Consider the following 12962-nt stretch of genomic DNA (forward strand, 5'->3'; position numbering starts at 1 on the left):
CGGTCAGGCGTCCGCCGGCCACCCGGCCGGCGGACGCCTGACCGCACAGCGCATGATCGACGCGATCGAGGGCAATGGCCCATCGCATCCCGGTTTCCGCCGCGCGCACAGCAAGGGCATGTGTGTGGAGGGCGTGTTCCGCGGCAACGGCGCCGGCACGGCGCTGTCCAGCGCGCGCGTGTTCGTGCAGCCGGAGGTGCCGGTGCTGGGGCGCTTGTCGATCGCCGGCGGCGACCCGCACGCGGCCGACGCCCAAGCGCGCGTGCGCAGCATGGCGTTGCTGCTGCGCAGCGACGACGGCCAGCAATGGCGCACGGCGATGAACAGTTTCCCGTTCTTCGCCGTGTCCACTCCGGCCGGGTTCCAAGCGCAGACGCTCGCCTCGCGCCCGGACCCTGCCACCGGCAAGCCGGACCCGGCGAAGATGGCGGCCTTCCTCAAGCAGTACCCGCAGGCGCGCAAGTTCATGCAGTGGGCCAGGAGCGCGCCGTGGTCCAACAGTTGGACCAACACCCGCTACAACAGCGTCAACGCCTTCCGCTTCATCGCCGCCGACGGCCGCGTGCGCCACGTGCGCTGGTCGATGCGCCCGCAGGCCGCGTTCGAGCCGCTGGACGCGCGCCAGCGCGAACAGGCCGACGCCGACTTCCTCGCCGAAGACCTGCAGGCGCGGCTGGCGCAAGGCCCGCTGCGCTGGGACCTGGTGCTGACCGTGGCCGCGCCCGGCGATCCGGTGGACGATCCCGCGCAACCATGGCCGGAGCAGCAGCGCGAGCAGGTGCTGGCCGGCACGCTGGAGCTGACCGGCGCCGGGCCGCAGGCCGACGGCGCCTGCCGCGACGTCAACTACGACCCGCTGATCCTGCCCACCGGCATCGCTGCCTCGGACGATCCGATCCTGGCCGCGCGCTCGGCGGTGTATTCGCAGTCGTTCAACCGCCGCGAGCGCGAGATCGCCCGTGGCCGGGCGCCGGAAGCCAGCGGCCGCGGAGGCGTGCAATGAACGCACCCGGGCATTTCGACCTGCGCGCACGCGTGCTGCACTGGCTGATGGCGGTATTGATCGTGGCGATGCTGTTCATCGGGGTGACGATGGTCGCCTCGGTATCGCAACGGCCGTGGCTGATCGACCTGCACCGCCCGCTCGGCATCGCGATCCTGCTGCTGGCGGTGGTACGGCTGGCGCACCGCCTGCGCCACCGCCCGCCAGCGCTGCCGGCCGACCTGCCGCGTTGGCAGGTGCGGGCCGCGCATGCCTCGCACTGGTTGCTGTATGCGCTGATGCTGGCGATGCCGCTGATCGGCTGGGCGATGCTCTCGGCCGCCGGCTACCCGATCACGATGCTCGGCCGCCTGCAGTTGCCGGCGATCGTACCGCACGACCCGGTGCTGTACGCATGGCTGCGCGACGCCCACGGCTGGCTGGCGCGGCTGCTGTTCGCCACCGTGCTGCTGCACCTGTCGGCGGCGCTGTTCCATGCCTGGGTGCGCCGCGACGGCGTGTTTTCCGGCATGGCGCGCGGCCGGCGGTGACGACGCGCTACAGCCAGCCCTTCTGCCGCGCCAGCCGGTGCGCCTCGATGCGGTTGGCCACGCCGAGCTTGCCGATGCAGTCGGACAGGTAGTTGCGCACGGTGCCGTGCGACAGGCCGAGCTGCTCGGCGATCTCGTTGGCCGAGCGGCCTTCGCCGGCCAGGCGCAGCACCTGCCGTTCGCGGTCGTTGAGCGGGTCGGCCTCCGACCACGCTTCCACCGCCAGCTGCGGGTCGATGGCGCGGCCGCCGCGGTGCACCTGCCGCAGGGCCTCGGCCAGCTTCTCCGCGGGGGCGTCCTTGAGCAGGTAGCCCTGCACGCCCGCGTCCAGCGCGCGGCGCAGGAAGCCGCTGCGGGCGAAGGTGGTGACGATCACCACCTTCGACGGCAGGCCGTGGCGCTGCACGCGCTGGGCCAGTTCCAGCCCGGTCAGGCCGGGCATCTCGATGTCGGTGACGAGGATGTCCGGCTGCAGCCGCTGCAGTTCGCGCCATGCGCTTTCGCCGTCGGCGGCGGTGCCGATCACCTCGATGTCGGTTTCCAGGTTCAGCAGCGCCGACAACGCGCCGCGCACCATCGCCTGGTCCTCGGCGAGCAGGATGCGGATCATGCGCGCGCCTCCGCCGATGCGTGCTGGCCGGCAATCCGTTCGCGTCGTGCCGGCGCTGCATCACCCTGCCCCAGCGGTACCCGCACGCTCAGGCGCGTGCCGGCGCCACGTGGCGAATCGATGTGCAGGGTACCGCCCAGCGCCGCCACCCGTTCGCGCATGCCGGCCAGGCCGTTGCCATTGGCCGACACGCCGCCGCGGCCGTCGTCGGCCACTTCCAGCAGCACCGCATCGCCCTCGATGCGCAGCACGATCGTCGCCTCGCCGGCCTGCGCGTGGCGGGCAATGTTGGTCACCGCCTCGCGCAGCACCATCGCCAGCCCGCATTCGATCCAGCCGGGCATCGGCGGCGGCGGCGCGTGACGCAGATGTACGCGCGAGGACTCCAGCAGCAGGTGCGCCGAGGCCAGCTCGGCGGCCATGTCGGCGGCGCGGAAGCCGGTGACCGCGCTGCGCACCTGCGCCAGCGCGTCGCGGGCGATCTGCTCGGCCTCGGCCAGTTCGCCCTGCGAACGTGCCGGGTCGCGCTCGAACAGCTTGCGCGACAGCTCCAGCTTCAGGGCAATCAGCGACAGGGTGTGGCCGAGCAGGTCGTGCAGGTCGCGGCCGATGCGCTCGCGCTCGGCGGTGGCAGCCAGCCGCCGCACTTCCTCGTGCGACAGGCGCAGCGCGGCGTCCTTCTCGCTGCTGGCGCGTTCGACGTTGACGATCAGGCCGATGATGATGGAGAGCACCGGCACCGAGGCAATGCTCTGCCACGGATAACCGATCCACAACGCCAGCGCCATGAACACGACATTGAGCGCCACCAGCTCCAGCAGGTAACGGGCGGTGCCGCGCGCGCAGCCGGTGCGCAGCATCACGCAGCCGAAGATGAAATAGCTGATGCCGGAGGGATAGACCGGCAGCAGCGCGAACGTCAGCACGATCATTCCCAGCGCGAACAGCGGCGCGGTGCGCCGCGACGCCAGCAGGGTCAACGCATAAAGCAGCAGGAACAGCGGGTACGACCACAGCGTGATCAGCGTCCAGCGCAGGGTGAAGCCACCGCTGAACACCGGGGTGACGAACACCCACACGCTCCACAGCAGGTGCACCGCATCCAGCCACGGCCATTTGCCGAGCTTGAGGTTGTCGGCCACCACCGAATCGGGGGCGGGCTTCAGCCACGAAGGAAGGTGACGGTGGCTCACGGGCGGGTTCCGGTTGCGTGTGCCGGCATGATGCCATCAGCCATGCCGGCGCAGGCGCCACGCGGCGATGGCGAAGACCACCGCGGTGAACGCCGCCAGCCACAGCACGTGCAGCCCCGCCCGGCCGTCGTCGAACCCGACCGCCGCCTGCGCCAGCGCGTTGAGGTGGTAGCTGGGCCACAGCGGCGCCAGCCCGCGCACCGCTGCCGGCAGCATCGACAACGGGAACCACAACCCGGACAGGAACGCCATCGGCAGGTACAGCAGGTTGACCAGCGCCGGCGCGCCATGCCCCTTCACCAGCGTGCCCAGCAGCAGGCCCAGCGCGCAGAACGGCATGCTGCCGGCAATGCACGCCAGTGCCAGATGCAGCATCTGCGGCACCTGCAGCTGCACGTGCGCAAGGTTGATCGCCAGGGCCTGCAGCAGCACGGTGATCAAGGCGGCCATCAACATCGCCATCGCCGTCTTGCCGGCCAGGTAGGCGGCCGGCGGCATCGGCAGCGCGCGCTTGAGGGTGAGCAGGCCGTTGTCGCGCTCCAGCGCCAGCGACATGCCGAAGCCGAACAGGCCCGGCGCCATCACCCCGAAGGTGGCGTAGGAGGCCAGCAGGAAGCGCGGCGCCTCCGGCGAATTGCGGGCGCCCAGCACCACGCCGAACATCAGGAAGAACACCGCGGGGAACAGCAGCGTGGGCAGCACGAACGACGGGCTGCGCAGGTAGCGCAGGCACTCTGCGCGGGTTTCCTGCAGGTAGGCGGCCAGCACGCGGGCGCGCGGCATGGCGGCTGGAACGGGGGGATGCAGGGTGTTCATCAGGCGGCCTCGCGCAGGTCCGGGAAAGGGGTGCCGTCGCCGGTCAGGTCGCGGAATGCCTCGTCCAGGCCGGCGGCCTGCACTTCCAGCGCCGACAGCGCCGGGTCGGCGTCGAGCAGGCGCCGCACCACCGCTTCCACCTGGTCGCAGGTCACATGCAGTTGCGTGCCTTCGCGCCGCGCCTGGCGCACGCCGGGCCAGGCGGCGACGGTTTCCGCATCCAGCGTGGAAACGCAGCGGATGCTGCGCGTGGCGACCCGCGCGCGCAGCGCATCGACGCTGCCATCGCTGACGATGCGCCCACGCAGCAGCACGCAGACGCGGTCGGCCAGGTGCCCGGCCTCTTCCAGGTAGTGCGTGGTCAGCACCACCGCCGCACCTTCGCCGGCCAGCGTGCGGATCGCCGCCCACAACCGCTGCCGCGCCGGCAGGTCGAGGCCGACGGTGGGTTCGTCGAGGAACAGCAGCCGTGGCCGCCCGCATATGGCGATGGCGAACTGCACGCGCCGCTGCTGTCCGCCGGACAATTTTCCGTAGGGGCGGTCCAGCAGGTCGTCGATGCCGGCCAGCGCCGCGCTTTCGGCCAGTGGCCGCGGCGCCGGGTAATAGCTGGCGGCCAGCCGCAGCAGTTCGCCCGTCTTCAAGGTCGGCGGCAGCGCCGCGTCCTGCAACATCACGCCGATGCCGCGCCGCGCGGCCACCTGCTGCGGGTCGCACCCGAACAGGCGCACCTGCCCGGCGTCGGCGCGCAACAGCCCCAGCAGCAGGCCGATGGTGGTGGTCTTGCCGGCACCGTTCGGGCCGAGCAGCGCCAGCACCTGCCCTGCATGCAGCTCCATGTCCACGCCGGTCAATGCATGCTGCGTGCCATAACGCTTGTGCACGCCATGCAGGCTGGCTACCACCTCATTCATCCGCATCACCTGTCATCCGGGAAACGGCGCCAAGGTAGGCTCGCGCGTCCCCTGCCGGCAGTGCATGCGGTCAAGCAAAGCAGGTGACACCCGTCACCTGCATGGCGATGGGCCGCCGCCTAGAATCCGTCCCCGTCGGCTGTCCCGCCGCGTCGAATGAAACAGGATGGTTCCATGACCGCTGCGACAGCCGCCCTGCACTTCCTGCTTGCTTTCATGCTTGTTGCCTGCCTTGCGGTTGAACTCGCGCTTCTCAAGGCACCGCCCGAGCGCGTTCCATTCCCGGCCCTGGCGAAAATCGACGCCCTTTACGGGCTGAGCGCCGGGCTGCTGGTCGCGGTCGGCCTGTACCGGGCCATCAACTTCGAGAAGGGCTGGGCCTATTACTCGCACTCCCTGCCGTTCCTCATCAAGCTGGGACTTTTTGTGGCAATCGCAATCGCATCCATCTACCCGACAATCCACTTTTTTCGCGCCAGACACGGCGACAAGCACGTTGATCGGACGACCATTGATCGCATCCGCAGGATCGTTCACCTCGAGCTGGCGCTGGTGGCGGCACTGGTCGTTTGCGCTTCCCTTGCCGCAAAGGGCATCGGCTTTGTCACCTGAAGTTTCATCCGGGCCGACGCCGCTCCGTGGCACGGCTCGATTCAGGCGATGCACGGATTCGGTTACCTTCCGTCACATCTTTCCGCCACCTCCGTCCTATTGCCGATGAACAACTCCGCCGAACTGCTCAAGGAATTGCGTATAGACCGCACGGCGCCGGCCGCGCCCGGCCCGACCGCACCGCGCCGCTGGCTGTGGTGGGTGCTGGGCCTGCTGCTGGTACTGGTGCTGGCGATCGTGGCCGGCATCGCCTTCGGCCGCGGCAAGCCGATCGAAGTGCGGACCGCACCGGTGGTCGCCATCGGCCAGGACAGCGCCAGCGCCTCGGTGCTCGACGCCAGCGGCTACGTGGTGGCGCGGCGCATGGCCACGGTGTCGGCCAAGATCACCGGCAAGGTGCGCGAGGTGATGATCGAGGAAGGCATGCGCGTGGAGGAAGGCCAGGTGATGGCCACGCTCGACCCGATCGACGCCAATGCCCAGCGCGCGCTCAACGCCGCCCAGCTCGACGCCGCGCGCAGCCAGGTCGAGGGCCTGCAGGCGCAGCTGCGCCAGGCCGAAGCCGATGCGCAACGCCTGCAGCAGCTGGTGGGCCGGCAACTGGTGTCGCGCTCGCAGTACGACCAGTCCGTGGCCCAGCGCGACAGCCTGCGCGCGCAGTTGGCCACCGCGCGCCACAACGCCAAGGTGGCGCAGGACGCGCTGGCCATCGCCGACCTGGGCGTGGACAACAACGTGGTGCGCGCACCGTTCTCCGGCGTGGTCACCGCCAAGGCGGCACAGCCGGGCGAGATCGTCTCGCCGCTGTCGGCCGGCGGCGGCTTTACCCGCACCGGCATCGGCACCATCGTGGACATGGATTCGCTGGAGATCGAGGTCGAGGTCGGCGAGGCCTACATCGGCCGCGTGCAGCCGAAGATGCCGGTGGAAGCGGTGCTCAACGCCTACCCTGACTGGAAGATCCCGGCCGAGGTGATCGCCATCATCCCCACCGCCGACCGCGGCAAGGCCACGGTGAAGGTGCGGGTGGCACTGAAGGCGAAGGACGCGCGCATCGTGCCGGAGATGGGCGTGCGGGTGAGCTTCCTCGAAAAGCCGGTCGACGGCAGCGAGAAGAAGCCCGAGGGCGTGCGCGTGCCGGCGGCGGCGATCGTGCAGCGCGGGCAGGAGTCGGTGGCCTTCGTGGTCGGCGGCGACGACACGGTGCAGGCGCAGGCGCTGAAGACCGGGATCGAGATGGGCAAGGACCGGCAGGTGTTGTCGGGCCTGTCGGCGGGACAGACGGTGGTGGTAGATCCGCCTGCGACGCTGAAGGATGGCGACAAGGTGGCGCTGGCGGGTGATGCGGGCAGATGACGTTGCCCTTCCCTTCTCCCTGCGGGAGACAACTCGGCAGGATTGCGGAGTTGCACGGCGAAGCCGCCCGAAGGGTGAGGCGCATGGATGCGCCGAATGCAGGTGCCCGAAGGGCGGATGAGGGGCGAGCGGAGTCCATGATGTTTGAACCATCAGGACTCCATTGCCCCTCACCCCAACCCCTCTCCCGCAGGGAGAGGGGCTCCCAAGCCGGACCTCGCCGCTGACCGGATTTTGCTGTTGCTGTTGCTGTTGCTGTTGCTGTTGCTGTTGCTGTTGCTGCTGTTGTTGTTGTTGTTGTTGCTCGTGATCTTGTCTTATCGGGTTCCCTTCCGCAGCGACGGAGCCGACGGACAAGACCCGAAGGGCGACGTGCATGGATGCACGTCGTTTTTCGACGAGACAGGGATGTCTCGTCGAAAAATCCCGGCGGCGGAGTGGACCCGCGGCACGTAGTGCCGTGGGCGCGGAGGCAGGGCGTGCTTTCTCTTGGTTACCTTCTCTTTGCACGAGCAAAGAGAAGTAACTCGCTCCCCGATAGGGGAGCGAAAGCCCCTGCCCTTGCCACTGCCTTGTTTCCCCGAAGGAGGAAAGGTAGCAGCAGGAAACAGAAGCCTGAAAGCAGAGCTTTCACTCCTGCTTCGCAGGAGCGAGCCACCTTTCTTTGCTCGTGCAAAGAAACGTGGCCCAAAGAAAGCACGGCCGGACGCGAGCCGATGCGGCTGCGCCGCATCGGTCCCCTGTGCTCCTCGCGGGACAGGGGGACGGCGCACAACTCGCTTCGCTCAGACACGTGCGCCTCTTCGCCCCCTGTCCCGCTGCGGTGCTCGGCTCGCTCTACGGCAGGGAAGTCAAAAGCAAAAGGCAACAGCAACAGCAATTGCAGAAGCAACAGCTAAAGCCCCCTCCCCAACCTCCTATGCGCAGGGGAGGGGGAAAGCAGGAATACCGAGCGACTCCATGTGCTGCGCTTTCATCACCCCATCCATCGCAGAGGAACATCCATGACCGCCCTCGTCACCCTCCGCAACATCACCAAGACCTACCAGCGCGGCCCCGAAAAGGTACAGGTGCTGCACGGCATCGACCTGGACATCGAACGCGGCGACTTCGTCGCGCTGATGGGCCCGTCCGGCTCCGGCAAGACCACCCTGCTCAACCTGATCGGCGGGCTGGATACCCCCAGCGGCGGCGAGATCTCCATCGAGGGCCAGCGCATCGACCAGCTCGGCGCCGGCCAGCTCTCCACCTGGCGCAGCCACCACGTCGGCTTCGTGTTCCAGTTCTACAACCTGATGCCGATGCTCACCGCGCAGAAGAACGTGGAGCTGCCGCTGCTGCTGACCGGCCTGTCGGCCGGCGACCGCAAGCGCCGCGCGCAGATCGCGCTGTCGCTGGTGGGCCTGGCCGAGCGCCGCGACCACCGGCCCAACGAGCTGTCCGGCGGCCAGCAGCAGCGCGTGGCCATCGCCCGCGCCATCGTCTCCGACCCCACCTTCCTGATCTGCGACGAACCCACCGGCGACCTCGACCGCCAGTCGGCCGAGGACGTGCTGGGCCTGCTGCAGCTGCTCAACCGCGAACACGGCAAGACCATCATCATGGTCACCCACGACCCCAAGGCCGCCGAGTACGCCACCCACACCGTGCATCTGGACAAGGGCGAGCTGGCCGACGCCCCGGTGCACTGAAGGAGCGCGCCATGAAAAAACAACACGACCGGCGTTTTGCACGGCGAAGCCGCCCGCAGGGTGGCGTACAGGGAGGTGCGCCATGAAATATTTCTCGCTGATATGGGCGCAGCTGTTCCGCAGCCGCACGCGCACCCTGTTCACCCTGCTGTCGGTGGTCACCGCGTTCCTGCTGTTCGGCATGCTCGACTCGGTGCGCGTGGCCTTCAACAGCGGCGGCGCCAGCGTGGCCGGCGCCAACCGGCTGGTGGTCGCCTCGCGCCTGTCCATCACCCAGTCGCTGCCGATCCGCCTGGAACCGCAGATCCGCCAGGTGCAGGGCGTACGCGACGTCACCTACGGCATGTGGTTCGGCGGCATCTACCAGGACCCGAAGAACTTCTTCCCCAACTTCTCGGTGGCGCCGAACTACTTCGACGTCTACAGCGAGTTCGAGCTGCCGAAGGAACAGCTGGAGGCGTTCCGCAACACCCGCACCGGCGCCATCGTCGGCCAGTCGCTGGCCACCCAGTTCGGCTGGAAGATCGGCGACACCATCCCGCTGCAGGCCACCATCTTCCCGCGCGGCGGCAGCAACGACTGGCCGCTGCAGCTGGTCGGCATCTTCCGCTCGAAGAACAGCGCCACCGCCAGCAACGACGAGCGCCAGTTGATGATGAACTGGAAGTACTTCGACGAATCCAACGACTACATCAAGAACCAGGTCAGCTGGTACACGGTGACGCTGGACAACCCCGACCACGCCTCGCGCGTGGCGCAGGCGATCGACGCCATCTCGGCCAACTCCGACCACGAGACCAAGAGCCAGACCGAGTCGGCGTTCCAGCAGGCCTTCATCAAGCAGTTCGCCGACATCGGCATGATCGTCACCTCGATCATGGGCGCGGTGTTCTTCACCCTGCTGCTGCTTACCGGCAACACGATGGCGCAGGCGGTGCGCGAGCGCATCCCCGAGCTGGCCACGCTCAAGACGCTAGGCTTCGGCGACGGCACCGTGCTGATGCTGGTGATGGTCGAATCGGTGCTGCTGGTGGGGCTGGGCGGCGCGCTCGGCCTCGGCCTGGCGGCGCTGGCGCTGCCGGCGATGGCGCCGAAGACGATGGGCATGCTGCCACCGCACGTGCCGTTGCAGACCTGGTTGATGGGCGCGGGCCTGATCGTGCTGATCGGCCTGGTGGTGGGCGTGCTGCCGGCGCTGCGCGCCAAGCGCCTGAAGATCGTCGATGCACTGGCCGGACGCTGAGGACACGACCATGAAGAAATTCTTCTCGAACGCATTGGTGGTCCTCCTGCTCGCCATCGGCCTGGGGGCATGGATCGCGCTGCCGTGGGTCGGCGTACTGGCGGTGGCCGTCGCCATCGCGCTGTGGCTGGCCTTCACCCGCGGCGGCCGGCTGGCGCTGGCGGCCACCCGCATCGGCATCGCCAGCCTGCCGCAGCGCTGGGGCGCCTCGTCGGTGATCGTGGTCGGCATCGCCGGCGTGGTCGGCGTGCTGGTGGCGATGCTGGCGATGGGCGAGGGCTTCCAGGCCACGCTCGACAGCACCGGCGATGACACCACCGCCATCGTGCTGCGCGGCGGTTCGCAGGCCGAGACCAACTCGGTCATCACCCGCGACCAGGTGCCGCTGCTGGGCACCCTGCCCGGCGTGGCGCACGACCCGCAGGGCCGCGCGCTGCTGTCGCCGGAGCTGTCGCAGGTGGTCAACCTGGTGTCCAGGTCCGACGGCACCGACGTCAACGCGCAGTTCCGCGGCGTCGGCGACATGGCCTGGATGGTGCACGACAAGGTCAGGATCACGCAGGGCCGCGCGTTCAAGCCCGGCCTGCGCGAGATCGTGGTCGGCGAAGGCGCCCGCACCCAGTTCCGCGACATGGAGGTGGGGAAGACGCTCACCCTCGGCAACCAGACCTGGGCGGTGGTGGGCGTGTTCGCCTCCGGCGACGCGCACGATTCGGAGCTGTGGACCGACGCGCAGACGCTGGCCACCACCTACCAGCGCGGCGCCTACCAGTCGATCAGCGTGCGCACCGAGGGCGCGCCCGGCTTCGAGCGGTTCAAGGCCGCGGTGGCCGCCGACCCGCGGCTGAAGCTGGACGTGGAAACCACCCGCGACTACTACCGCAAGCAGGGCGGCGGGCTGAACACGCTGATCAGCATCCTCGGCAAGGTGATCGGCACGATCATGGCCATCGGCGCGGTGTTCGGCGCGCTCAACACCATGTACGCGGCGGTGGCCACGCGCGCGCGGGAGATCGCGACCATGCGCGCGATCGGCTTCCGCGGCCTGCCGGTGGTCACCGCGGTGATGCTGGAGACGATGCTGCTGGCGCTGCTCGGCGGCCTGCTCGGCTGCGCGGTGGCGTGGCTGGTGTTCAACGGCTACAGCGTGTCCACCATCGGCAGCAACTTCAGCGCGGTGGTGTTCAAGTTCCACGTCTCGCCGGAGCTGCTGTGGAGCGGGCTGAAGTGGGCGCTGGGCATCGGCCTGGTCGGCGGCCTGTTCCCGGCGCTGCGCGCGGCGCGGCTGCCGATCACCACCGCGTTGCGCGAAACCTGAGGCACTGCACGGGCGCTGCCGGGCGGCGACAGGCGCCCGGCAGCGTTCCCGCACCGCCCCTGCCGCCGTCGCGCCGAAACCGAACGGCAGGCAACGGTCATCCGCTTGTCATGTTGTTGCGGTAGCAGCCGCCATCACCGATGGCTACCGTGGCGGCCCTTCCCTTTCCGGATTCCCGCCATGCTCCGCTCGCTGGCGCTGGCCGGCGCCTGCGTGATGCTGGCCGGCTTCGCCCTGTCCTCGCCGACGCCTCCGCTCTCGCTCAGCGCACGGCTGGCCGCCCCCGGCGGCACCTCGCCGATGGTGCCGACCGCCCGCATCGACGCCTTGCTGGCGCGCCTGCCGCACCGCCAGGGCGCGGTGCCCGGCAGCGGTGGGGTGGCCTTGCACTGGGTCGCACTCGATCCCGGCGACTACCGCCTGCAATACCGTTACCTCGGCATGGGCGAACGCTTCCCCGAGTTCTCGCTGGACGCTTCGGTGCCTGCAACCCGCCCCCCGGCGCCGCGCGGCACGGTGATCCTGCTGCACGGCTGGATGATGGATGGCGGCTCGCTGCTGCCGTGGGCGCTGGAGCTGGCGCAGCACGGCTACCGCACCATCGCCCTGGACCTGCGCAACCACGGCCGCTCCGGGCAGGCGCCCTCCGGCTACGGCACGCGCGAGGGCCAGGACGTGGCCGCCGCGCTGCATGCGCTCGATGCCGAAGGCGAGATCGACGGGCCGGTGCACCTGCTCGGCGTGTCCTATGGCGCGGCCACCGCCATCTTCGCCGCGCGCGAACTCGGCCCGCGGCTGCGCAGCGTGGTGGCGATGGAATCCTTCGACAACGCCGGCCACGCCATCCGCACGATGGTGCCGCACATGCTGTCGCGCCCGCCCGAGCGCATCAGCGACTACCTCGCGCTGCCGCTGGCGCGCTGGCAATACGGCGGCAGCGGGCTGGACGCGGCCATCGCCGCCGCCGACCGCAGGCTCGGCATCGACCTGGACCGCGTGGACGTGGGCCGGGCGCTGGCGCAGGTGCCGTCCTGCGTGTTGCTGCTGCACGGCCGCGACGACGCGCACATCCCGGTCGCGCAGGGCCGCGCGCTGGCCGCCGCCGCGCCGCATGCACGCTATCTGGAACTGCAGGGTGAGGACCACCTGACCCTGCCGCTGCGGCTGGACCGCCTGTCCGGCGTGGTCGAGGACTGGTTCGCGCAGGTCGGCAGCGACGGCACGCCGTGCCCGGTGCCCACGACGCCGCTGGACGGAGCTTCCCCTGCAGGAGCGACGTGAGTCGCGACGGGCGTTCCCGCGAAAGTCCCGGTCGCGACTCACGTCGCTTGTGTCATTTATCCCGTTACCGTTGCAGGTGAGAGCGGAGTGCGGCAGCCCGTTCAGTCGCGGTGCCAAGCAAGCACGTGTAGGAGTCAGGGGCGCCGCACTCCGTGCTCCCATCCTCAGCCCGAACAGTTGATCGGATCACAGTCCGAAGCGAACAAGCATGGGATCGATGGGAGTGCTCTCGTCCCCAGCTTACGTCGGAGGCGTGATGAATACCTGTGTCGGCATTGATGTTTCCAAGGATGAATTGGTCGTCCATGTCCTGCCCACGGAAGCGGCCCGCACGTTTCCCAACACGGCCGACGGGCGGGCCGATCTGCTGGGCTGGCTGCTGCCGCAGCCCCACA

General features: G+C 69.3%; 13 protein-coding genes. 9 read left to right on the top strand and 4 right to left on the bottom strand.

From position 1 onward, the window contains the following. Positions 1 to 1003 (top strand): catalase family peroxidase (locus ABB34_RS03110; protein ID WP_057639791.1); only part of this gene is annotated, 1003 nt, incomplete at its 5' end. After that, positions 1000 to 1533, top strand: a complete 534-nt coding sequence (locus tag ABB34_RS03115; protein WP_057639792.1) for a cytochrome b — start codon at positions 1000 to 1002, stop codon at positions 1531 to 1533. The genes ABB34_RS03110 and ABB34_RS03115, both read left to right, overlap by 4 nt. 7 nt (positions 1534 to 1540) lie before the next feature. Here ABB34_RS03115 and ABB34_RS03120 read toward each other — a convergent pair whose 3' ends face one another. From ABB34_RS03120 to ABB34_RS03135, 4 genes are read right to left on the bottom strand one after another with little or no spacing between them, the layout of a single operon-like run. Continuing rightward, a complete protein-coding gene (locus ABB34_RS03120; protein WP_057639793.1) occupies positions 1541 to 2143 on the bottom strand; it encodes a response regulator transcription factor in 603 nt (200 codons plus the stop codon). Beyond that, positions 2140 to 3336 (bottom strand): sensor histidine kinase, encoded by a 1197-nt coding sequence (locus ABB34_RS03125; protein WP_245625396.1) that lies wholly within the window; start codon positions 3334 to 3336, stop codon positions 2140 to 2142. Before ABB34_RS03125 ends, ABB34_RS03120 begins: the two co-directional genes overlap by 4 nt. Before the next feature lie 36 nt (positions 3337 to 3372). Beyond that, entirely contained in the window at positions 3373 to 4119 is a 747-nt protein-coding gene (locus ABB34_RS03130) for an ABC transporter permease (RefSeq protein WP_152979486.1), read from the bottom strand. Between the two features lie 32 nt (positions 4120 to 4151). Next, on the bottom strand, positions 4152 to 5066 hold the full coding sequence (locus ABB34_RS03135; RefSeq protein WP_425478960.1) for an ABC transporter ATP-binding protein: 915 nt from the start codon (positions 5064 to 5066) through the stop codon (positions 4152 to 4154). A 174-nt stretch (positions 5067 to 5240) separates the two neighbouring features. On the opposite strand from ABB34_RS03135, the gene ABB34_RS03140 reads away from it, so the two are divergent. The 7 genes from ABB34_RS03140 (at position 5241) to ABB34_RS03165 (ending at position 12567) form a co-directional block, all read left to right on the top strand. Then, complete coding sequence (locus tag ABB34_RS03140; protein ID WP_161808884.1) at positions 5241 to 5678, top strand: DUF2214 family protein; 438 nt, start codon at positions 5241 to 5243, stop codon at positions 5676 to 5678. A gap of 105 nt (positions 5679 to 5783) precedes the next feature. Beyond that, on the top strand, positions 5784 to 7034 hold the full coding sequence (locus ABB34_RS03145) for an efflux RND transporter periplasmic adaptor subunit (RefSeq protein WP_057639797.1): 1251 nt from the start codon (positions 5784 to 5786) through the stop codon (positions 7032 to 7034). Positions 7035 to 7274: 240 nt separating this feature from the next. Then, positions 7275 to 7490, top strand: coding sequence for a hypothetical protein (locus ABB34_RS14750; protein WP_152979487.1), 216 nt, complete (start codon positions 7275 to 7277; stop codon positions 7488 to 7490). A gap of 548 nt (positions 7491 to 8038) precedes the next feature. Further along, entirely contained in the window at positions 8039 to 8725 is a 687-nt protein-coding gene (locus tag ABB34_RS03150) for an ABC transporter ATP-binding protein (protein WP_057639798.1), read from the top strand. Between the two features lie 82 nt (positions 8726 to 8807). Continuing rightward, complete coding sequence (locus ABB34_RS03155; RefSeq protein WP_057639799.1) at positions 8808 to 9968, top strand: ABC transporter permease; 1161 nt, start codon at positions 8808 to 8810, stop codon at positions 9966 to 9968. 10 nt (positions 9969 to 9978) lie between these two features. Then, a complete protein-coding gene (locus ABB34_RS03160) occupies positions 9979 to 11286 on the top strand; it encodes an ABC transporter permease (protein WP_057639802.1) in 1308 nt (435 codons plus the stop codon). Positions 11287 to 11466: 180 nt separating this feature from the next. Then, a complete protein-coding gene (locus ABB34_RS03165) occupies positions 11467 to 12567 on the top strand; it encodes an alpha/beta fold hydrolase (protein WP_057639800.1) in 1101 nt (366 codons plus the stop codon). The last annotated feature ends 395 nt before the right edge of the window (positions 12568 to 12962 follow it).

The organism is Stenotrophomonas daejeonensis, assembly GCF_001431505.1.
GTDB lineage: Bacteria > Pseudomonadota > Gammaproteobacteria > Xanthomonadales > Xanthomonadaceae > Stenotrophomonas > Stenotrophomonas daejeonensis.

What these genes read in the sequence shown, in the direction of transcription:
- ABB34_RS03115 (WP_057639792.1), top strand. Translation starts at nt 1,000, where the DNA reads ATGAACGCACCCGGGCATTTCGACCTGCGCGCACGCGTGCTGCACTGG.
- ABB34_RS03120 (WP_057639793.1), bottom strand. Translation starts at nt 2,143, where the DNA reads ATGATCCGCATCCTGCTCGCCGAGGACCAGGCGATGGTGCGCGGCGCG.
- ABB34_RS03130 (WP_152979486.1), bottom strand. Translation starts at nt 4,119, where the DNA reads ATGCCGCGCGCCCGCGTGCTGGCCGCCTACCTGCAGGAAACCCGCGCA.
- ABB34_RS03135 (WP_425478960.1), bottom strand. Translation starts at nt 5,066, where the DNA reads ATGAATGAGGTGGTAGCCAGCCTGCATGGCGTGCACAAGCGTTATGGC.
- ABB34_RS03140 (WP_161808884.1), top strand. Translation starts at nt 5,241, where the DNA reads ATGACCGCTGCGACAGCCGCCCTGCACTTCCTGCTTGCTTTCATGCTT.
- ABB34_RS03145 (WP_057639797.1), top strand. Translation starts at nt 5,784, where the DNA reads ATGAACAACTCCGCCGAACTGCTCAAGGAATTGCGTATAGACCGCACG.
- ABB34_RS03150 (WP_057639798.1), top strand. Translation starts at nt 8,039, where the DNA reads ATGACCGCCCTCGTCACCCTCCGCAACATCACCAAGACCTACCAGCGC.
- ABB34_RS03155 (WP_057639799.1), top strand. Translation starts at nt 8,808, where the DNA reads ATGAAATATTTCTCGCTGATATGGGCGCAGCTGTTCCGCAGCCGCACG.
- ABB34_RS03160 (WP_057639802.1), top strand. Translation starts at nt 9,979, where the DNA reads ATGAAGAAATTCTTCTCGAACGCATTGGTGGTCCTCCTGCTCGCCATC.
- ABB34_RS03165 (WP_057639800.1), top strand. Translation starts at nt 11,467, where the DNA reads ATGCTCCGCTCGCTGGCGCTGGCCGGCGCCTGCGTGATGCTGGCCGGC.